General features: G+C 61.3%; 23 protein-coding genes. 17 read left to right on the forward strand and 6 right to left on the reverse strand.

The features are described from left to right. Nucleotides 1–6 precede the first annotated feature (6 nt). The 5 genes from ABD742_RS04515 to ABD742_RS04535 form a co-directional block, all read right to left on the reverse strand. Entirely contained in the window at nucleotides 7–1,023 is a 1,017-nt protein-coding gene (locus ABD742_RS04515; RefSeq protein ID WP_234748616.1) for an ABC transporter permease, read from the reverse strand. After that, nucleotides 1,016–2,641, reverse strand: coding sequence for a sugar ABC transporter ATP-binding protein (locus ABD742_RS04520; protein ID WP_234748615.1), 1,626 nt, complete (start codon nucleotides 2,639–2,641; stop codon nucleotides 1,016–1,018). The genes ABD742_RS04515 and ABD742_RS04520 overlap by 8 nt, the downstream gene beginning before the upstream one ends. Next, complete coding sequence (locus ABD742_RS04525) at nucleotides 2,641–3,114, reverse strand: hypothetical protein (protein ID WP_234748614.1); 474 nt, start codon at nucleotides 3,112–3,114, stop codon at nucleotides 2,641–2,643. The genes ABD742_RS04520 and ABD742_RS04525 overlap by 1 nt, the downstream gene beginning before the upstream one ends. Then, complete coding sequence (locus ABD742_RS04530) at nucleotides 3,111–4,739, reverse strand: GMC oxidoreductase (RefSeq protein WP_234748613.1); 1,629 nt, start codon at nucleotides 4,737–4,739, stop codon at nucleotides 3,111–3,113. Before ABD742_RS04530 ends, ABD742_RS04525 begins: the two co-directional genes overlap by 4 nt. A gap of 102 nt (nucleotides 4,740–4,841) precedes the next feature. Continuing rightward, the gene (locus ABD742_RS04535; RefSeq protein ID WP_234748612.1) at nucleotides 4,842–5,921 is read right to left on the reverse strand and encodes a sugar ABC transporter substrate-binding protein; all 1,080 of its coding nucleotides are present in this window, start codon (nucleotides 5,919–5,921) and stop codon (nucleotides 4,842–4,844) included. A 256-nt stretch (nucleotides 5,922–6,177) separates the two neighbouring features. On the opposite strand from ABD742_RS04535, the gene ABD742_RS04540 reads away from it, so the two are divergent. From ABD742_RS04540 to ABD742_RS04600, 13 genes are all read left to right on the forward strand, one after another. Continuing rightward, complete coding sequence (locus ABD742_RS04540; protein ID WP_234748611.1) at nucleotides 6,178–6,627, forward strand: GlcG/HbpS family heme-binding protein; 450 nt, start codon at nucleotides 6,178–6,180, stop codon at nucleotides 6,625–6,627. After that, a complete protein-coding gene (locus tag ABD742_RS04545) occupies nucleotides 6,624–7,397 on the forward strand; it encodes an SDR family NAD(P)-dependent oxidoreductase (RefSeq protein ID WP_234748610.1) in 774 nt (257 codons plus the stop codon). Before ABD742_RS04540 ends, ABD742_RS04545 begins: the two co-directional genes overlap by 4 nt. Before the next feature lie 529 nt (nucleotides 7,398–7,926). Continuing rightward, on the forward strand, nucleotides 7,927–8,745 hold the full coding sequence (locus ABD742_RS04550; protein WP_234748609.1) for an N-acyl homoserine lactonase family protein: 819 nt from the start codon (nucleotides 7,927–7,929) through the stop codon (nucleotides 8,743–8,745). Continuing rightward, nucleotides 8,742–9,599, forward strand: coding sequence for an SDR family NAD(P)-dependent oxidoreductase (locus tag ABD742_RS04555; RefSeq protein ID WP_234748608.1), 858 nt, complete (start codon nucleotides 8,742–8,744; stop codon nucleotides 9,597–9,599). The genes ABD742_RS04550 and ABD742_RS04555 overlap by 4 nt, the downstream gene beginning before the upstream one ends. Beyond that, on the forward strand, nucleotides 9,536–10,543 hold the full coding sequence (locus ABD742_RS04560) for an NAD(P)-dependent oxidoreductase (RefSeq protein ID WP_234748607.1): 1,008 nt from the start codon (nucleotides 9,536–9,538) through the stop codon (nucleotides 10,541–10,543). Before ABD742_RS04555 ends, ABD742_RS04560 begins: the two co-directional genes overlap by 64 nt. Then, nucleotides 10,540–10,944: a cupin domain-containing protein gene (locus tag ABD742_RS04565; protein WP_234748606.1), complete on the forward strand. Its 405-nt coding sequence runs from the start codon at nucleotides 10,540–10,542 to the stop codon at nucleotides 10,942–10,944. Before ABD742_RS04560 ends, ABD742_RS04565 begins: the two co-directional genes overlap by 4 nt. Nucleotides 10,945–10,946: 2 nt before the next feature. Beyond that, the gene (locus ABD742_RS04570) at nucleotides 10,947–11,351 is read left to right on the forward strand and encodes a carboxymuconolactone decarboxylase family protein (RefSeq protein ID WP_234748605.1); all 405 of its coding nucleotides are present in this window, start codon (nucleotides 10,947–10,949) and stop codon (nucleotides 11,349–11,351) included. Further along, the gene (locus ABD742_RS04575) at nucleotides 11,348–12,238 is read left to right on the forward strand and encodes an NAD(P)-dependent oxidoreductase (protein WP_234748604.1); all 891 of its coding nucleotides are present in this window, start codon (nucleotides 11,348–11,350) and stop codon (nucleotides 12,236–12,238) included. Before ABD742_RS04570 ends, ABD742_RS04575 begins: the two co-directional genes overlap by 4 nt. A gap of 36 nt (nucleotides 12,239–12,274) precedes the next feature. Further along, nucleotides 12,275–12,973, forward strand: coding sequence for a GntR family transcriptional regulator (locus tag ABD742_RS04580; RefSeq protein ID WP_234748603.1), 699 nt, complete (start codon nucleotides 12,275–12,277; stop codon nucleotides 12,971–12,973). Between the two features lie 114 nt (nucleotides 12,974–13,087). After that, nucleotides 13,088–13,861, forward strand: coding sequence for a carboxymuconolactone decarboxylase family protein (locus tag ABD742_RS04585; RefSeq protein WP_234748602.1), 774 nt, complete (start codon nucleotides 13,088–13,090; stop codon nucleotides 13,859–13,861). Further along, nucleotides 13,858–15,351 (forward strand): NAD-dependent succinate-semialdehyde dehydrogenase, encoded by a 1,494-nt coding sequence (locus tag ABD742_RS04590; RefSeq protein WP_234748601.1) that lies wholly within the window; start codon nucleotides 13,858–13,860, stop codon nucleotides 15,349–15,351. Before ABD742_RS04585 ends, ABD742_RS04590 begins: the two co-directional genes overlap by 4 nt. 324 nt (nucleotides 15,352–15,675) lie before the next feature. Continuing rightward, the gene (locus ABD742_RS04595) at nucleotides 15,676–16,764 is read left to right on the forward strand and encodes a hypothetical protein (RefSeq protein ID WP_234748600.1); all 1,089 of its coding nucleotides are present in this window, start codon (nucleotides 15,676–15,678) and stop codon (nucleotides 16,762–16,764) included. 604 nt (nucleotides 16,765–17,368) lie between these two features. Then, nucleotides 17,369–18,004 (forward strand): hypothetical protein, encoded by a 636-nt coding sequence (locus tag ABD742_RS04600; protein ID WP_234748599.1) that lies wholly within the window; start codon nucleotides 17,369–17,371, stop codon nucleotides 18,002–18,004. Nucleotides 18,005–18,061: 57 nt separating this feature from the next. Here the strand turns inward: ABD742_RS04600 and ABD742_RS04605 are convergent, their stop codons facing one another. Beyond that, nucleotides 18,062–19,009 carry a LysR family transcriptional regulator gene (locus ABD742_RS04605; protein WP_234748598.1) on the reverse strand — a complete coding sequence of 316 codons (948 nt, stop codon included), beginning with the start codon at nucleotides 19,007–19,009 and terminating at the stop codon, nucleotides 18,062–18,064. A gap of 271 nt (nucleotides 19,010–19,280) precedes the next feature. Here ABD742_RS04605 and ABD742_RS04610 point away from each other — a divergent pair, with 271 nt between their 5' ends. The 4 genes from ABD742_RS04610 to ABD742_RS04625 are packed head-to-tail and all read left to right on the forward strand — an operon-like array spanning nucleotide 19,281 to nucleotide 22,644. Next, entirely contained in the window at nucleotides 19,281–20,573 is a 1,293-nt protein-coding gene (locus ABD742_RS04610) for an ABC transporter substrate-binding protein (RefSeq protein ID WP_234748597.1), read from the forward strand. 56 nt (nucleotides 20,574–20,629) lie between these two features. Continuing rightward, on the forward strand, nucleotides 20,630–21,589 hold the full coding sequence (locus ABD742_RS04615; RefSeq protein ID WP_234748596.1) for a carbohydrate ABC transporter permease: 960 nt from the start codon (nucleotides 20,630–20,632) through the stop codon (nucleotides 21,587–21,589). 3 nt (nucleotides 21,590–21,592) lie between these two features. Then, a complete protein-coding gene (locus ABD742_RS04620; RefSeq protein ID WP_234748595.1) occupies nucleotides 21,593–22,429 on the forward strand; it encodes a carbohydrate ABC transporter permease in 837 nt (278 codons plus the stop codon). A gap of 8 nt (nucleotides 22,430–22,437) precedes the next feature. Then, nucleotides 22,438–22,644, forward strand: a complete 207-nt coding sequence (locus ABD742_RS04625; RefSeq protein ID WP_234748594.1) for a hypothetical protein — start codon at nucleotides 22,438–22,440, stop codon at nucleotides 22,642–22,644. Nucleotides 22,645–22,712 lie beyond the last annotated feature (68 nt).

A 22,712-nucleotide genomic window follows, 5' to 3' on the forward strand; every position in this document is an offset into this window, starting at 1 on the left:
GAGTTGTTACCTCCTACGGCGGCGGGTGTATGCATCGAGGGCGACGGCGCCGATGATGATTGCTCCCTTGATGATCAACTGGCTGTTTGTGTCCAGGCCGATGGAATCGGAGACATTTGTGATGCAGGCGATGATGAGGATGCCGATGCCGGTTCGCCACATCGATCCTTCGCCACCGAATAGCGATGTTCCGCCGATGACCACGACTGCGATTGCGTCAAGGGCGATGCTAGAGCCCAGGTCGGCCTGGCCTACTCCCACACGTGACGCAATGATGAGGCCTCCGATCGAGGAGCAAAGACCGACGACGACGTAGGTGATGGTTTTGAGCATTTCGACGCGGATTCCAGCCAGGCGCGCGGCTTCGGCATTCCCGCCGATGGCGTACAGGGACTTGCCGTAGACGGTGCGGGACAGCACGAATGCACCGACGATGAATATGGCAAGAAACAGCCACGTAGCGTTGTAAATGCCGAAGGTAGTTGCCAGACCCAGGTCCTGGAACCCCTCCGTTGAGACGACAATCGGCGTCGAATGCGAGTAGATGTAGGCGCCTCCGCCGAATACCGACGCCGTGCCAAGGGTTGCCACGAATGCGTTGATGCGGAGCTTTGTGACGAGCAGTCCGTTCACCAGGCCCATCACTACACCCAAGACGAGGGCCAGGGGAATGGCGGCCTGAAGGGGCATCCTGTTCGCCATGTCTGCGTATACGACAGCTGTCGCGGCGTAAATCGCCCCAACCGACAGGTCAAACCCTCCTGCGATCATCACCATGGTCATGCCGACTGCCACAATGCCGAGAGGGGCGTTCTGGGACAGGATTTGGCTCAGATTGCCCGCGTTGAGGAAGCCCGGGTACACAATTTGGGCTCCGATGACGACAATGAGCAGGACCCAGACCATGCCGAAGTGCAGGAATACCGTGCTCGCGATGTGCTTTAACGAAGGGTTGCCCAACGCGGGAATCGTGCCGGCCGTTCCCTTGGCATGGCCTAAGTTGGCCATCTTGGTATCAGACACCTGAGTTCTCCTTATCGTGGGTCTCGCCGAATGCGGCGCTAAGAATTTCGTGCACGTGCACGGGGTGGTCCGTTCGGCTAAGTTCAGCGACGCCTCGCCCGTCTTTAAGTACGAGCACCCGGTCTGCGACCGCGCTGACTTCTTCCAGTTCTGATGAGGCGATGATGACACCGACTCCGTCATCAGCAAAGCGCCTCAGTGCGCGAAGTATTTCCGCTTTGGCGCCGACGTCGACGCCTCGCGTTGGTTCGTCGGCCAGTAGCAGCTTGGGCATCTGGTATCGCCACCTGGCAAGGAGGAGCTTCTGTTGGTTTCCCCCTGAGAGGTTTCCCGCCTTGGTCTGGAGGCGTTTCGGGTCGAATCCGAATTCCTCGACCATTTGAGCCGTGAGGTTCCGCATCTTTCTGGTGGATAGGACGCCAGCGTTCGCGGACTTGCCGAGCGCGGCCATGGCGATGTTCTCCATGGCGGTCATGCCGAGCACCAATCCCTGGCCCTTACGGTCCTCCGGGATAAGCGCGATTTTGGCGTTGAGCGCGCTTCTGGCCGTCCGGGGCCACGCCACGGCGTCACCGTCGACGCGCATTGTTCCTTGTGAGCGGGGTTCCAGGCCGGCGAGGCAGCGCATAAGTGTCGTACGTCCGCTGCCGACCAGACCACCGAGTCCGACTATTTCGCCGGGCTGAACTGATATGTCGATGTCGTAGAGCAATCCGGGCAGGTTGATGCCCGTGGCCACCAGCGGCGGTGCCGGGCTCCTGTCAGGAAGCTGCTGGCGTAGCGGGACCGGCCGATCAGCGATCGCCATATGTTCCGCCGGCGGGGGTTCGGGGTCGAGCAGTTCGTCGTGGAGCGGGCCTGTGTTTTCGCCGAGCATCTCGGTGACTAGGAGATCCCGCGTCCACTCGGCGACCGGGCCAATGCGTGACACGCGGCCGTCTCGAAGAACGGTGATATGGTCTGCGACTCCGAGAACTTCTTCGAGGTTGTGTGAAACGAAGATCATGGTGACGCCTTGGGTGCGCAGATCCCTGACGAGACGGATCAGCGCATCGCGTTCGGAGGTTGAAAGAGCCGCGGTGGGCTCGTCAAGGAGGATGATGCTCGCGTCGGCGACGAGGGCGCGCATGATTTCGAGGATCTGCTGGTCAGCGATGGAGAGCGTGCCGGCGAGCGTGCGGGGCGGGATTTTGACTCCTACTCTTTCGCACAGCTTCAGATAGCCTTTGCGGACATCCCTGCCCCTGGCCACACCGGCAACGGATGGCGTCATGCCCAGATAGACGTTGTCCTCGGCGGACAGACCGGGAACGATGGTCAATTCCTGGTAGATGGCTACCAGGCCTGCGGCGCGGGACGCGCGGGGAACGCCGGGCGTTGGTTGGACGCCATTGATCAGCACTGTTCCCTCGGTCGCGGCCACCCGACCGGTCAGGATCCCGATCATGGTCGATTTTCCGGCCCCGTTCTGTCCGACAAGCGCCTCGACCGTTCCGGAGGGTATGGACAGATCGATTCCCTTCAGCGCCTGGACTCCGCCATAGGTTTTGACGATTCCGGTGCAAGCTATGGCGATGCGTGGATCAGCACCGGGGGAGGGGAAAGTGTCGGCGCTCATCAGCTGGCCGCCTTCGTCGTTGGTTGGGGTGACGCCGCTGGGGACTCGCCGGGGGCCAGGGCCACAGGTGTGGGCCGGTAGATGGGTCCCCGGGAGAGTACGGCGCTGGTCAGTTCGGCGAGATCATCGTCGAACTCAATGGGGATCTCCGATCGCGTTGAGTACCCGACGCGTTCCTGGACAGTGGGGTTGAGGTAGTAAGCGGCCGTCACAGCTTCGGCCAGGGCGCCGAAGTGCGCGGTACGTTTGTCATCCAGCTCGTAAAACGTGCCCGGAATGTCTGTGCCGAGTTCGATCAGGGCGGCGCGAACCCGGTTGATGAGGTCCGGTCGCACGCTAAAAACTTTGTCTATTCCTGCTCCGGGAACGTCCGCTTCGCTGGCCGAGGGCATCTTCGAGCCGCGGGGGATCAGAAGGTCCGCGATGCTTGCGAGGCATGCGCGTTCTGCGGAATCGAGGGTAACGGGGATCATGCTGTCACCTGCTGTCGTCGTGATGCGATCGCGTGTTCGGTCGCCCGTAGGGAGAATGCCGCGATCGTGGGGGTGGGGTTCATGCCCGAGGAAGTGGGCCAGGTACTCCCGTCGACGATGATCAGGTTGGGCACGTCATGGGCGCGGCCCCATTGATCGACGACGGACTGCGCGGGATCGGTGCCCATCGTGGCGGTCCCGAGGATGTGCCAGCCGGTCTCCCGTATCATCGGGGCGACGATCGTCTCTTTGGCACCGGCTTCAGTGAGCGATTCGATGGCCCGGTCGACGTTGAAGGCCAGGAGGTCCTTCGTGTTTTGTGAGGTCTTGTAAATCAACTTGGCTCCTGGCATTCCACGATGGTCGATGCTGGCTCGATCGAGCAGGACTTCGTTGTGTTCTTCTGGAAGATCCTCGGCGACGATGCCCCAGGCGACAGAGTGGCCGAGTCTGGAGGCGACGGTCTTGTGGAAGTTTTCTCCCCAGATCGGCTTGCCGCCCCAGGGGAATGCGGCTGTCATCGCCTGAGGTCCGCCGGTCGGGGTGACATTCCATTTCGCCCCTCGGAGGAACCCCCGGCTCGGATCTGTTTCGTAGAACTGAAGGGAATATGCGGGCTGTCCCCAGACGCTTTTCCAGGCCTCCAGATCTTCGTCGAAGACTCCGACAACCGCCGCGAAGGGGTGCATCATCAGGCGCTTGCCCACCAGGCCCGATGAGTTAGCCAGCCCGTTCTGAAACTTCCGGCTTTCTGACATCTGTAGCAGACGGGGGGTGCCAATCCCATTCGCTGCGATGACGACAAGATCGGCCTCCTGTCGTCGGTCCATGCCGTTCTTGTCACGGAAGACCACTCCCGTGGCGATCCCTGCGGAATTTACCTCTATTTCCCGCACGGTTGCACCAAGGATGAGACGGGCACCAAGGCGGATCGCGTCAGGCCAGTGGGTGACGTCAGGGGAACCTTTCGCCTTGTTGACGCATCCCCACATGCATGCACCCCGCTGGACGCACGCTCCTTGATTACCGTACTTCTCGGTGGCGATGGCGTTGCTTCCCGGCCACCAGTGCCACCCCAGCCGGTTGTGGGCCTTAGCGATCATGCGGCCGGCCCGGCCCAGGGGGGCCGGCCGCATCGGATAGCCAGTGATGTCGGGAAAGGCAGGATCGCCGGGGAAACCCGACACGCCGAAATCGCGCTCGATCCGGTCGTAGAAAGGGCTGAGATCCTCATAGCTGAGCGGCCAATCCTCAGCAACGCCGTCGAGCGTCCTCACTCGGAAATCCGAGGGCATCAGGCGCATCCAGATGCCGGCGTACATCACAGCGCTGCCACCCACGCCGTTCCAGATCAGCGGTTCGACATCAGAGTCCGTTGTGTCGATGGTGTAGTCCGCGGGCGATTGCCGCACTTCCGGAGACGGCGACCATTGCTTGCCCGCACTTAACTCCAGGTATTCATCAGTGACGTGCGAGGTCCCGTAGTCCGGCCAGGCGCCCTGTTCGAGACAAACCACGCTGAATCCTTCTTCGGCAAATCTCTTCGCCGCTACGGCGCCGGCGGGGCCTGCTCCGACAACGACCACGTCTACCTTGCCTCCAGCGACTTCGCCAGATTCTCGCATTCTTAACACCCTTGCTGTCCGTGTGAATATTTCGACTCGGGAATCGTGTGACCTGATGCTGCTTGTGTCTGAGCTGGCGCATCCACCACCGGGCGCAGTGCCCTAGTACTCGGCGTTGAACTTAAGGCCATCTGCCTTGTTCAGGATCTGAACACCGGACTGCAGCGCATCACCGGTCAGCGTCGCGCCGTCGTTCGGGAGATAAGTCGGTACTTTCTTGCCGGCGAAGGCGTCGGCGATCGCGTTGACGGACTGCTGGGCCATGGTTGCGGGGTAGTAAGGGGATGAGGCAGCGACGGCGCCGCTGCGCAGCTGGTCGATGGCCCACTTTGATGCGCCCTTGTCATACAGCTTCACCTTGTCGAGCATCCCTGCGGCCTTGAGCGCCTGATAGGCGCCCTGGGTGACGTCAGAATTGGCTGCGCTGAACACGACGGTCGTGTCCGGGTTTGCCTGCAGCAGCGGGGCCAGTTTCGACTGGCCCTGGGCCAGGGAGTAGTCCGTGTCAACGACGGAGATGATGTTGAACTCCGGATGGGCCGCCTTGGCTTTTTCGATCGCGGCGTTCAGGTTCTTGGTCACACCGAAGAGCTGCGGACCGCTCAACGCGATAACGGTCTGTTTCCCTGGGTTTTCCTTGGCCATGTAATCGATGTAGCCGTCGAATACGGTCTGGCTGTCGGTGCCGCCGATGTAGTTCAGTGTTCCTGGCGTGTACTGCTCGTCCTTGATCTTCAGTGCCCTGCCACACAGGGGTACTGCGATGACGGAAACGACGATTCCTTTGGACGCGGCGGTCTTTGACATCGGGTCGCACATGATCTGGTCGTTGATCGGGTCGATGATGGCTGCATTGAACCGGCCGCTCTGCAAAGCGTTCTGGACCTGATTGAACTGAGTCGTTCCGTCCCATTTCGCATCGAAAACCGTGACGGTGGCGCCCGGGATCTTTTCGACCGCTGCCTTCACGGTGTTTGTGGATGCCTGCAGCCAGGCGTTGCTCGTTCCCGGCGCAAAGTAGGCCAGACGTATCGGGCCCTGCACTTCCACGGGCGTTCCCCCCGCATCGATGGTGACCTTCGGGCCAGCCGAGGAGGAGGACGACGACTGGGCTCCACACCCCGTGGCGAAGACAGCAACAACTGCGACAACTGCGAGAGCGGAAAGATTACGACGTTTCATGGATAACCCCTTTGTTATGTGATGACGCTGGCCCGAGCGAAGGTGCCACGTCGAGTTGGTTCCGTGATGTTTCCAAAGAGGCATCGAGATCTCGGTGGAGGCTGCATGCAAGGGAAACATCTTCATCAACTTGTATGATCGTACGACGATCTTCATATGACGTCAATCACTTGTTTTGAGATAGATCCGCTTGTTTACTGAGTATGGTTATTTTCAACATTGTGTGATCGTATGACGATAACCTGAAAGGAAATCAATGCCGAAGAAACCAGCACCACAGCAGCGCCATGTGCGGGTCCTCTCCTATGACGAAGCCAGGCTCGTCCTGGACGCCGCACTTGCCAGGGCGAAAGAGATATCGGTACCGGCAAGCGTTGCTGTTCTAGACGCCGGCAGGGAACTTTTGGCGTTTGGACGACATGACTTGGCCCCATTGCTGACCGGAGAAGTAGCGCGCGCCAAGGCCTACACCTCAGGATCGCTCCGGCAGCCATCCGGAGCTCTGCTCGAGCCCACCCGTCCCGGTGGAGACTTCTACGGCCTACAACACGGGTCGGATCACGCACTCATCACCTTCGCCGGCGGGATGCCTCTTTTCGACGGCAAGGATCTCGTGGGGTCGGTCGGGGCCAGCGGCGGTTCCGTCGAAGAAGACACGGCAATCGCACAAGCGGCAGTGGAAGCATTCGAAGGGATGGGAAAATGACGAAAACAACAGCTGGTCTTCTCACGGGGCGTCGGGTAGTGCTTACCGGAGCCGCAGCCAATATCGGCGCAGCCATTGCCGACAGGTTCGGCGAAGAAGGCGCCTCGATCGTCATTGGTGACATCGACACCGGAGCGCAGGGCACAGTGGACCGCCTCAGGGATCAAGGCGTCCAGGCCCTGTTCGTGCGCACAGATGTGTCCGACGCCGCCAGCATGGAAAACCTGTTCCACGAGGCAGCGTCGTTCCTTGGCGGCATCGACGTTATCGTCAACAACGCAGGAGTGCAGCGATCCGCGCCAATCACGGAACTCGCGGAGTCGGACTGGGACCTGCACATGGCCGTTAACGCGAAGTCGTGCTTTCTCGCGGCCAAGTACGGCATCCCCTTCCTCCGGAACTCGCCTGGAGATAAGTCCATCGTCAATATGGCATCGGCCGGTGGCATCAAGGCGCCGCCGGGACTCACCGGGTACTCCGCATCAAAAGGCGCGATCATTGCCTTCACAAAGACTCTCGCCGGTGAGCTCGGCCATGAAGGAGTCCGCGTCAACTGCGTTGCCCCGGGCTGGATAGACACCTCCTTCAACGATCCCGTTGTGGCCCACATGGGGGGCCGGGACGCGCAAGCGAAATCCATCGAAGCGAGCGTTCCGCTGCGGCGCCAAGGTACGCCCGACGAAGTGGCCGAAGCCTTCCTGTTTCTGGCCTCAAACGCATCGACGTTCGTAACAGGTCAAACTCTGATCGTCGACGGTGGATCGTCCTGACGCATCGTCCGGTGCTCGCTCTGCCAAGCCGGGGGGCGCGCTACCATCGATCAAGAGATATTGACAGACCGTACGATTGTCGTACAATTTGTTGTAACGACCGTTGCAGACTGCGACCGCTCCAATGAGTTACGAGGAGGTAACTAGTGAACTTCAATGAAGCCGATATGCAGCACAAGAAGTTGGCCTGGTCCTGCTGGGTGCCTTCCGGTGGCTGGTGTCCGTGACGGGGGTGGGCACGGCCGTCGAGCTCCACCGGCGCCCCCGGTCCACGGGCAGCGCTATCAGCTTTAACATCGCCGCCGCCGGCCCGGGACCCTCTATCGGCGCATTCCTGGCCTCCAGCACCGGCAACCTCCTCGCCCCGCCTTCTTCCAAGTCGTCATCGCCCTGATCACCCTGTGGCGTTGCGCAAGTGTCTTCCGGAGAGCAGCAAGCAGGACATTTCCAGGATGAGATCGACCGGCATGCGAAGTCGTCCGAGCCGGTCGAGGCTGACAAAATATTTGCCCAAGCGAGGATTACGAGCATGACGAACAGCGATACGTATCAAGTCAGCATTGTGAAATTCGGTACCCGATCCACGGTGAAGAGCGATGTTTACCTGAACTTTCACATCTACAAAACGGCTGATGAGCCCGTGGATATGGACTACTTCTTCTGGGTGATCCGCAACGGGCGACGTACCGTCGTCGTCGACACGGGCTTTTCCCGGCACGGCGGGGAGGTGCGGAACCGCACCTTCCTCATCGAGCCGGCGGCGGCGTTCGCGGCCTTGGGCGTGGATCCCCGAGAGGCGCCGCAAGTTGTTGTCACCCACGCGCACTATGACCACATCGGAAATCTGGATCTGTTCCCGGTATCGAACATCATCATGGCCCGCGCTGAACTGGAGTTCTGGCTCAGCAGCTTCGCCTCCCGCAAACAGTTCAAGCACTCGATAGAAACCGAGGAACTGGATTACCTGAAGCGTGCGGCGGGGGAGGGCAGGATCACCACCTTCGACGACGACTACACGGTGGCCCCCGGCATCCGCGTCTCACGGGTTGGCGGCCACACGCCTGGCCAGTCGATCGTCACGGTGCAAACCAGCGAGGGCCAAGTGGTGCTCGCCTCCGATGCCATCCACTACTACGAGGAATTCGACCAGGACATACCGTTCATGTTCGTCAACGACGTGCGGGAAATGTATGCCGGATTCGACACGATCCGGAAGCTGATGTCCACAAACGCCAGCCATCTCGTGACAGGCCACGATCCCTCCACGCTGGAGCGGTTCAGCCCCGTCAAGGCTGGCCCGCTGGCCGGACTAGCAGCAACCATCGGCAGAAAGGAAGAACAGTCATGACCATCCTGCGTTTTGACGGCAAAGTGGCCGTCGTTACCGGCGCGGCCGGCGGCCTGGGCAGAGCATCGGCCTGGCGGCTCGCTGCGGAGGGCGCACACGTCATCGTCGTCGACATCAACGCCGACGCCGCCGCCGAGGTCGCGCGATCGCTGCCCACCAGGTCTATCGCCGTGGCAGCCGATGTGGCGAACGAGGCCGACGTCCACAACTACATGCAGGAGGCGCTGGACGCCTTCGGCCGCGTGGACCTATACCACCTGAACGCCGGGATCTTCGGCAAATTCGCGGCACTGCCGGATGTCGAGGTGGAGGATTTCGACCGGGTCATGGACGTGAACGTCCGCGGGCAGTTCCTGGGCATGCGGGCGGCATTCCGGCAGTTCGCCGCGCAGGGCACCGGGGGCAACATTGCCATCACGGCGTCGATCGCAAGCCTCACGGGGGCTGCGGACCTGCTGGCTTACCACACGTCCAAACACGCCGTTGTGGGACTGGTTCATGGCGGCTCCGTCTACGGCGGTCCGCTGGGCATCCGGGTCAACGCGGTGGCGCCGGGAATCGTGCCCACCGATCTTTTCGCCGCCGCCGCAACCACCACCGGTGGCAAGAATGACATGGCGCAGCGCGCCAGCACCACCCCGCTGCGCCGGGCCGGCACCGTCGAGGAGATCGCCGGCGTCGTGGCCTTCCTGCTGAGCGATGACTCGGCGTACGTGACCGGCCAGGTGATCGCGGCCGATGGCGGAGCCTCCATTGTGAACACCGTCAGGCCCAGCGGCGGCGCCGGGGCGTGGGACACCACCAGCGTGGACGAGGCCATCTATGGCAACAACTTCCAGAGGACAGGACAATGAGCGAACTCCGTATTGGATTTATCGGCCTTGGCAACATGGGCGGCCGCATGGCCACCTGCATCACAAGGGCTGGAAAGGAAGTACTGGGCTACGACCCCGTCTCAGCAAATGTCTCGGCAGCAGGCGCCACGTCCGCCGGAAGCGCGGCGGACGTGGCGGACGACTCGGACATTATCCTCCTCTCCCTGCCCAAGAGTGCGGTCGTGGAGGCCGTGTTGCTCGGCAACGGGGGCGTCCTGGATCACCTCCGAGACGGGCAGATCGTCGTGGACCTGAGCACCTCCGCCCCCGGCTCCACTCGCATGATTGCCGGAAAAGTCGCCGCGGTCGGCGCGAGCTACCTGGACGCCGGCATCTCCGGTGGAGCGGTCGCCGCAGAAAAAGGCGAATTGGTCCTGATGGTGGGCGGTGAAGAGATCGTCCTTGATCGTGTACGGCCGACGCTGGAACTCTTCTCCAGTAGAATCTTCTACACCGGAGCATCAGGGGCGGGCCACACGACCAAGCTCATCAACAACTTCCTGAACGCCATCACCTTGTCGGCCACGGCGGAAGCAATGGTTGCCGGTAAGAAGGCCGGCCTGGACCTCGAGGTGCTGCTGGATGTCATCAACAACAGCTCAGGGGTCAGTTTCGCGTCGCTGAATAGGTTCCCGAAGATCATCAAGGGGGACTACCTCAGGGGCGGCCTCACCAACGCCCTGATGATGAAGGACGTGCTGGCTTACGTGGAACTGGCAGGGGACCTCGGCGTGGCAAGTCCCAATTCCGCCGGTCCGCTGGCGAGCTTCGGTCTGGCCAACGCCCTCGGCTACTCCGATCAGATCAGCAACACAGTGGTCGACGCCATCGGTGACGTGTCCGGCGGCGTCCGGCTCTTCGACCCGGCTCCGGCCGGCCGTCATGCGCCCGAAGAGCCCCACTCAGCGCAGGAGCGGCCATGAGGATCATCAACGGACCTGGGCAGGATGGCACGGCAGGCAAGGCCGGTTCGCAGTTCAGCGGCACCGCTTTCCCGTACCTAACGATGGCGTCCACGGATGGCGTCACGATCAACACCGTCAACTTCACCCCCGGCGCCAGAACGTACTGGCACCACCACGAAAACGGCCAAATCCTCCAGATCCTTGCCGGGCGCGGTCTCATCCATGCAGACGGCGAGGACAATCCCCGTGTGCTCAACGCCGGCGATACCGTGTGGTGCCCGCCGGGGGAACGCCACTGGCACGGGGCTGCAACAGACTCGTTCATGACGCACACGGCAGTTTCCCTTGGCCTGACCCATTGGGCCGAACCGGTCGAAGAATCCGACTACACCAAAACCCCAGAGCTCCGGAAGGAATAACCATGCACCCCAACGAAACCCACGCCAGAACGTACGAAGAGGGACTGGCCACCCGCAAGGAGGTGCTTGGCGCGAGCCACGTGGAACGCTCCCTCGGGCAGGTGTCCGAGTTCAGCCGTCCGATCCAAGAACTTGTCACCGAGTACTGCTGGGGCGCCGTCTGGAACCGTGAAGGCCTGGACCGCCGCAGCCGCAGCATGATCAACCTGGCAATGCTCACCGCCCTGAACCGCTCCCACGAACTTGGGGTCCACGTCCGCGGCGCCATCAACAACGGCGTCACGGAACAGGAAATCCAGGAAATACTTATGCAGACTGCCATCTACGTCGGCGTCCCGGCGGCCCTGGAATCCTTCCGGGTGGCAGAGAAGGTGCTGAACGAACTCAGGGTTAGTGAGACGCCATGACCACAATTGCCTTCATCGGTCTGGGGAACATGGGCTCGCCGATGGCGCAGCGCCTGCTGGCCGCCGGCCACAGGGTCAGGGGCTTCGACCTTTCCGAGGATGCTAAAGCCAGACTCACGACCGCAGGAGGAGCCAGCTTCGGATCACCGGCAGAAGCCGTCTCCGGAGCAACCGTCGTGATCTTGATGCTGCCAAACTCCGATGTCGTCGAAAGCGTCATCACCAGCCCCGAAGTGACAGCCGCGCTGGCCGTTAACACCCTGGTGATCGACATGGGCTCCAGCGAACCAATGCGCAGCAAGGATCTGGAACAGCGGCTAAGGACACACAACATCCGATTCGTCGACGCCCCTGTATCCGGTGGCGTGATAGGTGCCGAGAACGGCACGCTCACCGTCATGGCCGGCGGCGACGAGCAGGACCTTGCGGAAGCTGGCGACGTGCTGGATGTCTTTGGAACAGTCAAGCGGGCAGGCCAAGTCGGAGCGGGACACGCTGCAAAGGCCCTGAACAACCTCATGTCGGCAACCCACCTGCTCGTGAGTAGCGAAGCCATCCTGGCCGGGCAGAGTTTCGGGGTGGAACCGGAGCTGCTGCTGCAGATCGTCAACGGGTCCAGCGGCAAAAGCGGTTCGACAGAGAACAAATGGCCCAACTTCATCCTGCCAAGGAGCTACAACTCCGGATTCACCCTGAGACTGATGCTCAAGGACATGAAGATCGCCATAGATCTCGCGGACCAGGTGCATGCAGCCTCGCGGCTCAGCCATGCGGCAGTGAAGCTTTGGGAAGAAGCGGCCGAAGCCCTGCCGGAGAGTGCCGACCACACAGAAATCGCCCGCTGGGTGGCTGAGACTTCACAAGAGCCAGCAGCCAGCCACGGGTAACATGGCTCAATTTCACACGCAGGAAGAAGGAAGACGATGAACGGTCCCAACTCGTTGGCCGAAACCTGGACGTCGGAGCCGCTCGGGCGCGTCGCTGCCCCGGTCCGTGAGCAGGTGGCGGACCGCTTGCGGGCAGCGATCACCGGTCTGAAGCTCCAACCCGGGCAACGTCTGGTGGAGCGCGAACTCATGGAACAGCTCGGCGTCTCCCGGACCACGATCCGGGAAGCGATCCGGGAGCTTTCTTCCGAGGGACTGGTGACGGTGGTACCCCAAAAGGGCGCTGTCGTCAGCCGGCCTACGCGGTCTGAGTCTGAAGACCTCTATGAGGTGCGCGGGGCTCTGGAGTCCATGATTGTGCTGCGGTTCATCGAACGCGCAACCGACTCTGAAATCGAACTGCTGCAGGCGGCCGTAGCCCACTACCGTTCCGAAACCGAGCAGCACATCGACGACATGCAGGTGATTCTCACGGCCAAGGATGGGATCTACGCTGTCCTGATCGCAGGGGCCCGCAGCCAGCCGCTCCGCCAGCTCATCGAGCAGATTCAGGCCCGGGTGCACGTGCTCCGAGCCACATCGCTGTCCCGCCCGGGACGCGCGATCGAAGCCGTAGTGGAGATGGAAGCGATCGTCGCGGCCATTGTCAAACACGATGCTCCCCTCGCTACGGCGCTCTACACGGCACACATCCGACGAGCCGCGCGCACCGCACTTGCGGCTTTCGACGATTAGCGACAACTGCTCTTTCACCCTGCATATCGACTATCTCCTGGCACGCCATGCCCTCAGCGTTGCCGGTTGGCAAGTGATTACCGAAGCCGGCCCAGACCTTAGTAAGGAAGACCTGTGGATTTAACCCCCCGACAGCAGGAAGTCAAACAGAACTTTATCGACGTCCGTGGCTCCTGGAGCCATTCATGGGAGGCCATCCTGGCTCTCAGCCCCGAGTTCCTGTCCGGTTACCTCTCCCTCTCATCCGTGCCGTGGACAAAGAACAGGCTAGAGGACAAGATCAAGGAGTTCATCTACATCGCCGTGGACAGCGCCGCTACCCACATGTATCTGCCGGGGGTGCGTCAACACGTCAAGGCAGCATTGAGGCTTGGCGCCTCCTCAGCGGAAATCATGGAGGTCGTGGAACTGGCCAGCACCCTGGGCGTGCACGCTATGAACGTCGGCGTGCCGATTCTCTGTGAAGTGCTGGACGAATCCGGCATGCGGCCCGCGAAGCGGCCGCCCACTGAGGACCAGGAGAAAGTGAAGAAGGAATTCACCCAAAACCGCGGCTGCTCGAACAAGACCTGGGACGACATTCTGGAACTGGATCCAGAATACGTTGAAGCATACGCGGAGTTCTCCTCGGCCTCCTGGAAGTACGGGCCCTTGGCGCCCAAGGTCAAAGAATTCATTTACATCGCGTGTGATACCGCTGCCACACATCTTTACGAACGCGGAACCAAGCTGCACATGGAAAACGCCCTGCACTACGGCGCCACAGTGGAGGAGATCATCGAAGTGCTTGAGATAGCCAGCGTTATCGGTATCCACGCCGCCACGACCGCCGCCCCCATCATCCTTGAAGAAATCGCCGCATTCGAAGCAGAAAAGACCGCATCATGAACACACAACCCACCGTTACTGCGGAACGCGAGAGCGCCATGCTGGCCACTGTTCCCACCGGTCTGCTGATCGACGGACACTGGCGTCCAGCCGCGTCCGGGAAGACCTTCGACATCGAGGACCCGGCTACGGGCAAAGTGCTGCTTAGCATCGCAGATGCCGGACCCGAAGATGCCGCCTCGGCCTTGGATGCCGCGGCGTCGGCGCAGGATTCCTGGGCAAAGGTCTCCCCGCGTGAACGCGGGGAGATTCTTCGAAGGGCCTTTGAGATAGTCACGGCCCGCGCGGAGGATTTCGCGCTGCTGATGACCCTTGAGATGGGAAAGCCGTTGGAAGAGGCCCGCGGCGAGGTGACCTACGGGGCGGAGTTCCTGCGCTGGTTCTCCGAGGAAGCCGTCCGTGCATTCGGCCGATACTCGGTGTCCCCGGACGGGAAGTCCCGGATGTTGGTGACCAAGAAGCCGGTGGGCCCCTGCCTCCTGATCACGCCGTGGAACTTCCCGCTGGCCATGGCGACCCGCAAGATCGCCCCCGCGGTCGCCGCCGGCTGCACCATGGTGCTCAAATCTGCCAACCTGACTCCGCTGACCTCGCAGCTCTTCGCCGCCGTGATGGTCGAAGCCGGGCTGCCGGCCGGTGTGTTGAACGTGATCCCGACGTCCACCGCGGGTGCCACCACGGGCCCGCTGATCAAGGATTCCCGATTACGCAAGCTCTCCTTCACCGGTTCCACAGAGGTCGGCCGCCGGCTGCTCGCCGACGCCTCCGAGACTGTCCTGCGGACCTCGATGGAGCTCGGCGGCAACGCCCCGTTCGTGGTGTTCGAGGACGCCGACGTTGACGCCGCCGTCGCAGGTGCGATGCTAGCCAAACTGCGGAACATGGGCGAGGCCTGCACCGCAGCGAATCGCTTCATCGTCCATGAGTCTGTGGCACAGGAGTTCGCGAAGAAGTTCGCAGCGAAGATGGCGGAGATGACCACCGCTCGCGGCACCCAAGCCGAGTCCAAGGTCGGTCCGCTGATAGATGCCAAGAGCCGGGACAAGGTCCACGAACTCGTGACCGACGCTGTGCGCGATGGTGCCGTCTTAATCATGGGCGGGGCACCGGTGGAGGGTCCGGGCTACTTCTACCAGCCCACCCTCCTCCTCGATGTACGCGAGGGCACCCGGATCCTCTCCGAGGAGATTTTCGGGCCCGTCGCGCCGATCATCACCTTCGTCACCGAAGATGAGGCCGTGCGCCTGGCAAACAACACCGACTACGGCCTCGTGGCCTACGTCTTCACGAAGGACCTCAACCGGGGCCTCCGGATGGGCGAACGCCTCGAGACCGGCATGCTCGGCCTGAACGCTGGAGTGATCTCCAACGCAGCTGCACCGTTCGGCGGCGTCAAGCAGTCCGGCCTGGGCCGCGAAGGCGGCCTCGAAGGCATCGAGGAATACCTCTACACCCAGTACATCGGCATCGCCGACCCATACGCCAGCTAACGCTGCCGGACCGCGCAGGCCCCGCGCCGGGTGCCTTCCTTTGGCTGAATGGAGCACCCCAATCGACAGTCGTTATCGAAATGCATGTGGACTGCCCCGCCAACATCCAAGACCGGCCAAGAAGGCGATAAAACGCGGCCCAGGGCATCCTGGGGTTGCCGTAGTATCCGGGAAGGATCGGGCGGATTGGCTTTGCGGGCTGCTGAGTAAGGCCCGGCGCCCGCTCGGACCTGGCCACTGCCATGTTCGCGGCTGATGCAAATACGGCGGCATAGATCACTCCCCTGGTTTTGCGGGCAAGTCCACCGGGGTACCCTGTGATTCGTGATCGCTCGCTTTCGTTTTCGGATGCCATTTCGGATGTTTGTGCCGGCCAGTCTTGGGGATGGGGTGCCTGTTGAGTCGCAGTCGGGCGACTACAAGGTCCGGATCTACCCGCCTTATCGATCAATGTTGCCGTGGGACCCTGAGACCGCTGAGATCGCGGTCCTGGATGCCGCCCGACTGCTTGATCGTGACCTGACCGTCGTAGCCGATCCGGAATCGTTGTTGAACGGGGAGCCCTGCATCGAATGTGACGCCATGCAAATCGACTTCGTCGCAGACGATTTCGACCGCCGACCGGGTCCCCGAGAGGACCCGCCCACCGAGCTTGCTAGCGAGCTTCTCAATAACTGGATCTCGCGCCTACGCCTGATCGCTGGAACTGGCTGGATCCCCCGCATAGCCGCTGGGCCTTTCACCGCACGGATGGACTATCTGCACGATGACGGATCAGAGCTGGACCCCGATCCGGATCTTTATCGGAGGCGGCAGTTCGGGTCTGGGAGCTTTAACGCCGTTGCGCTGACTCCCGGCCTGTGGGCAGCGGTCGGAAACCTTCCTTTGAGCTACGAGGTCTCAGCGTCCGAAGAACTGTTTCTCGATGCTCAAGCTCTCGCAGCCCAACAAGTTGGACCTGCGCTGGTTCTTGCCTTTACCGCTCTGGAGACGCGGATGACGATGGCGCTAGACATCCTGGCTCGGATGCACACGGTCCATCCATCCGTCTGGGAGTGGGTGAGCAACCGTCGTATATCGACGGCTGAGCTATTCATTTCCCTTCCGCTCGCGGTCGCCCAACGCTCATTAAAGGAGGAGGCCCGTCTGTGGGAGGGCTTCCAGAAGCTTCGGAAGGCGCGGAACACGTTCGCGCACGAAGGGAAGGCCCCCGTGGACGCAGTTGAGGGTGCACGTCTGGTTGGTTTGACGCGGGAAATTCTGGACTGGATTGACGGTCTCCTGCCGCCGACGGCGCAGCGTCCCCGGTATGACGGCTCGGCGGATCAGTTTCAGCGTGTGATGCTGTTCGCCACGCCCATGGCGGTTTCGGACGCGGGTGACCCTCCTGCTGACGGCGGAGCACAACCGTAGGTGATGTCGGGCCTTACTCAGCAGCCCGCAAAGCCAATCCGCCCGATCCTTCCCGGATGCTACGGCGACCCCTAGTCACGCTCCCGACCGTCAGGCTTCACGCTTGGGCCGTCAACTGGCCTATTTGATTTTCCTTCGACCGAGGCCCCATCCAGGCGCCAATGGTCCTCCATCTGCGAATAAGCTCCACAGCGCCTGCGGGATCCGTCGCCACAAACTGCCTTCCGAGGTCACCCTTGCTCATGAGGACACCGTGAGACACACATCTGCTGGACACGTCTCATGCCGAACTATCTCGCATATCCGATGAGTGCCATACTGCAAGTGTCACATAACTCGTCCAAGTAGTCTGCTAAATTGACATTGATTAAGTTACGGATTAAGTGACGCGAGTTTCTCGCCTGGGAGCCCTTTCTTCGATGTGTCCGCAAACGACCGTTATCGGACGCGGCACCAATGGTCTGTCCCTGGCTTTGTAGACAATGTCGCATGGTGGTTTCGACGGGACTTCTGGGGCCGCCGCCGCAACTCGGCCTTGGCGGGGCGATACCTTCACACAAGAGGGCAGGTGCCATTCTCGCTGTGGCAATGAAGTGGGTTCAACATGAGCAGACCTTTTGCTGAGCTCGGCATCGGTCCTGGAATCGAGATCGTGGCGTCCCAAGTCCTGCCCACTTACCCCGTGGTGACCGACGACTTTGCCCGCTCGTGGCACAAGGGATTCGAGAAGCTCGGCTTTCCACTGATCCGGATCCAAAGCGCCAAACCGGAGTTGCTCCGGCGACTGCTCCCGGTTGCCGAGCGCCTCGAGCTGAAGCTGGCGTACGAGATTCATGCGCCGCTAGGGCCGAACGCACCCGAGATCATGAAGGTTCGGGATGTCTACGAAGAACTCGACTCTCCGCTTCTCGGGTTCGTCGCGGACTTCTCGTCAACCATGCGCAGCATTTCTCCAATACTGCTGCGCGCGGTTCGGCGCGCTGGGCTGGACAACGCGGCCATTGAGCAATTGCAATCCATCTGGGCCACGGATGCCCCCATGCGCGAGCGGCAGGAACAGTTCATCGGCTATCTGCGAGGACGCGACTTTGATCCTGTCCGGCTTGGCTCGTTCGCCCACCTGGCGTTCAACATGCACGGCCATGTCGCCGAGCTCGGCGAAGTGGACCCGCCGCTGCTGGTGCGCAAGCAGCATGACCTCATTCGTCGTAGCCTGCGTGCGGCCCTCGCGTCAGCTTGATCCTGCAACCGTGAGGCGTGACGCTCGGCCGATGATCCCGGCCGGGCGTCACAGTGTTTAAGGCAATTCCTTCGCCGAGGCGCCCGCCGCCACGATTACAGCGGCCTCCGCAAAGAGACCGCGCATCCACTCATGTTCCGAATCGCGATTGTGCACCGGGTGCCACCAAAGTGCGTTGACCAGCGGTGTAGCGCTGAACGGCAACGGCAGGACCCGCACTCCGTCCAGTCTCAGGGCAAAAGGTGTCAGAGCTGCCTGGATCAGTGCGATCCGGTTGGTTCCGACGACAAAATGGGGAAGGGACTGGAAGCTCTCAACAACCACTTCAACGCGAGGCTCAATGCCCAGTTGCTGGATCTGGCGCTCCGCGGAGGTGAATGCAGAGCGTGATTGGTAGGACATGACCCACGGCAGTTCGGCGATGTTTTCCATCGTGATCTGATCGCCGACGGCCTCGTTGGACGAGGAGACAACGGCCACCCAGTCGTCCCTCCATAGGTCCAGGTAGGGCAGTCCGGTGAGGAAACCGTGGGGGATCACCATCCCGTCCACCGAGCGGAGGCGGTTGACTGCGTCCTCGACGATGATTGGGTTGTGGAGCATGAATCTGAACCGGACTCCGGGGGCACGCTCGGTCGCGAGTTCAGAGGCGACCCTGCCGATGGTGGTGAAGCCGTAGTCGGAACCGTAGATGGAGAACTCGCGTTCTGACTCGCTGGGCTCCCATGTTGCCTGGCTTTCGAAAACGCGTCGGGCGGCCTCGAGGGCGGTGGTGGTGTGCCCGGCGAGGCGCAGAGCGAAAGGTGTCAGCTCGTAGGTGTTGCCGCGGCGTGCCAGGATGGGGTCGCCAAAGTGGGACCGGAGGCGTGCTAGTGAGGCGCTGAGCGCAGGCTGGCTCAAATGGAGCCGTTCGGCGGCCCTGGTGACGCTCCGCTCCGTGATGAGGGCGTCCAGCGAAATGAGGAGATTGAGGTCGAGCCGGGAAAGCAGCGCATGTTTGGTCACGACGAAACGATCCTTCGGAAAGCAAGTTAGTCAGTTTCAGCGTATCAGCGGTATCGATAGCGTCGGCGGTGCTCATCACATCGCCCGATGAAATTGTCGGCCGCTTGGCCCTATAGCGCTGTGCCAGTTGTTCCGCTTCTGCAAACCTCCGTGCAACTTATGTCGAGTATCGCCAATACTTATGTGCTTTTTATGCACATGTCCCGCATACTGGGTAGTGACCGGGGTCACGACCCCCGAAGTTTCGACAAAGAAGTCAGAAAGGCTGGACATGACACAGCACCGTCGCTTTCCGGGCCTGAAGGCCGGCGCCCTCGCCGTCCCCACGGTCGCAGCCCTCATCCTTACCGGATGCTCGGCCTCCACCGGCGGCACCACCAGTGCGGGAGGATCGCAAGAGATTTCCCTGGCATTCGCTACCTCCAACAATATTGAGAGTCCGTACCAGAAGCTGGGCGAGCAGTATATGAAGTCCCACCCGAACGTGAAGATCACGTTCAATCCGCTGCCCAATGATTCATACGACCAGACCCTGCGGACACAGCTGCAGGCGGGCAACGCCTCGGACGTGATGGTCACCTCGCCGGGGTCCGGGACGGGCCGGAGCATACTGCCATTAACCCAAGCGGGGTTCCTGGAACCGCTCGATGATGCCGCCAAGAAGCTCGTTCCGGTTGGAAGTGAATCTCTCTTTGGCGCCGACGGAAAGGTTTACGGTCAGGCTCCGGAAATCACCGTCGTCGGACTGGTAACAAACGAAACCGCCTCCAAGGCCGCCGGCGTCTCCGAATTCCCCGCCGATTGGGCCGCGTTTGAAAAAGAATGCTCGTCCGTTGCCTCGACCGGTAAGTCGGTCTTGGCGGTTGCCGGCTCAGCTGCACCGAACACGGGATTGATGGCGATGACCCTCGCGGCAACCCGCGTGTACGCCGTAGACCCGAAGTGGAACGAAAAGCGTGCTGCCAATCAGACGACGTTCGCCGGCAGCGAGGGTTGGAAGAGTGCTCTTCAGGCGGTTGTGAAGATGAACAATGCAGGTTGCTTCCAGAAAGGCGTAGCCGGTGGCGGCTTCGACGCCATCACCAAAGGCCTGGCCAGCGGAACCTCCTTGGCCGCTTTCGTCCCCGGTCCGTCTTGGCTGCAGTTGAAGACGGCGGCCAAGGACGCCGACTTCGTGGTCAGGGCCTTCCCGCCTGCATCGAGCTCTGACAAAGGCTTCGTCTTCGCAAGTGCCAACTACACGTTCTCCATCAACGCAGCATCCAAGAACAAGCAGGCCGCGAAAGACTTCCTCGACTGGGCCGCCCAACCCGAGCAGACTAAGTCATTCGCCGAAATCGACGGTGCCCTTCCCGTGAGCGGAATGGACAGCTACGACTTCTCGTCCAGCGCCTACAAGAATGTCGGCGATCTCCTGAAAAACGGCAAATATGGTCCTCTCCCGAACACGCAATGGCCTAACTCATCCGTCTACGATGCACTGTCAACTGGAGTCCAGGGCCTGATTACGGGCCAGAAGTCAGTTGACGATGTCCTCAAGGCGATGGATAGCGCCTGGGGATAGTGGCCAGTTCCAACAATCTAGGTTCCGATGACTCAATGGGACAAGCAAGGAATATCATGACTGCGACGATGCAATCGAAAACCGAAGCAGCCAGTGCGCCCCGGCGAGGCAGGCGCGTCCCGGGGATGGGCGGAAAAGCCCGTCCCCGGGGCGGAGCCCTGCAGTTGGGCCACTGGTGGTGGGCGCTCCCCGGCGTGGTCCTCGTTTTCGCCATACATTATGTGGCAACGGGGATCGGCGGCTTCTTTGCCTTCACCAACTGGACCGGCATCGGCTCGTTCCGGATGGTTGGGTGGGAGAACTTTGCTGCCATCTTCAGGGATCCGACGAAGGTTGGCGCCCTTGTCAATACTTTGTTCCTGGCCTTTGGCTCGGTTTTCCTGAGCAACGTCGCGGGCCTTGCCTTGGCGCTCGGCCTGAATCGGGTCCTGAAAACGCGCTACGTTCTGCGGACGCTCTTCTTTATGCCCGTGGTGCTCAGTCCGCTCGCGACGGCCTACATCTGGAAGTACATCTTCGATTTCGACGGACCGATCAATGTTTTCCTCAACTCCATCGGCGCGGGCGACTTGGCAAAGCCTTGGCTTGCGGATCCCACCTGGGCGGTCTGGACGGTTCTGGTCGTACTGGTGTGGGGCACTACAGGCATAACGATGGTGATCTACATGGCAGGTCTGACCGGCGTCCCGGTGGAAATCGAAGAGGCAGCTGCGATTGACGGCGCAAACCTGTGGCAACGTTTCTCGAACGTGACCCTTCCGGCGATTCGCCCGGCGCTGGCCATTGCCACAACGTTGGGCATTGTGCAGGGTCTCCGGGTGTTTGATCCAATCATGGCCCTGACGGGCGGCGGACCGGCAGGTGCGACTGAAACGCTTGCCACACAGGTCTACAAACAGGCGTTTGCCCTCGGCAACTTCGGTGCGGGCGCCGCCCTCGCCCTAGTTCTCGCGCTCATCATCCTGATTTTTGCAGTCATCCAGCAGCGGCTGACGCAATCGAAATCCGAGGACTGAAGAATGTTCCGCTACACCAAACTGTCCCTGCTCCGCGAAATCGGTCTTTGGGCGCTGGCCCTGATCTTCCTGTCGCCGTTCTACTTCCTCATCACGACGGCATTGAAGTCCGACGGCGAGAGCTACACGACCTCACCCCTGGCCCCGCCGTCGAGCCCTGACTTCAGCAATTTCGAGGCGGTATTAACAGCGCAGGGTAACTCAAACGTCGTCTTGGGCCTCGTCAACAGTATCGTGATCACCGCCGGCAGCATCGTCGGACTGGTGCTCCTGGGGTCGATCACAGGGTATGTGATCTCGCGAAGCACCCGACGGTGGAGCAAGGCAGCCTACTACCTCTTCCTGGTTGCCATCATCCTTCCTGGCCAACTGGGTGCCGTGCCGTTGTATATGGGTGCGCGTGCAGTGGGCCTGACGGGTTCAGCGTGGGGTTTGATCGTCCTTTACACGGGAATGCTCCTGCCGCTTGCAATCTTCCTCTACGCAGGCTTTTTCCGTGGACTGGGCATTGAATACGAAGAGGCGGCAACGATTGACGGCGCCAGCAGAACCCAGATTTTTTCCCGGATTGTGCTGCCTATGATGGCCCCGGCTACTGGAACGGTAGCCATTTTCGCCGGCCTCATCGTGTGGAACGACTTCTTCACGTCGCTGATCTTCCTTGGCGGCTCGGCGAACCAGACGCTGCCGGTGGCGATGTACTACTTCATCGGTTCCCTTGTGTCTAAGTGGAATTCGATCTTCGCCATCGTGATCGTGTCGATGATCCCCATCCTTGCGTTCTACCTCTTCGCGCAGAAGAAGTTCATCCAGGGTTTTGCCGGCGGCCTGAAGGGCTGATCGCCGCAATGACCGACAACCGCGCGGCATTCGAGCGCTTCGTGGAGCTCTTCTACACCCGGAAACGGGTGCGGGAGGCCTTCGACTACCTCGTCGCCAATGAGTACCGGCAGCACAACCCGACTATTGCTGTGCATGTGCGGGCGTCCGGACCAGGTCGCCCGGACGCCCGCGGTAGCCGACATCTACCGCTTCGAAAACGGACGGATCGTTGAGCACTGGGATGTGCTCCAACAGGTACCGGAGCATTCCGTCCACAACCATCCCATGTTTTAACTAACCC

The organism is Arthrobacter ramosus (assembly GCF_039535095.1).
In the GTDB taxonomy this organism is placed as follows: domain Bacteria; phylum Actinomycetota; class Actinomycetes; order Actinomycetales; family Micrococcaceae; genus Arthrobacter; species Arthrobacter ramosus.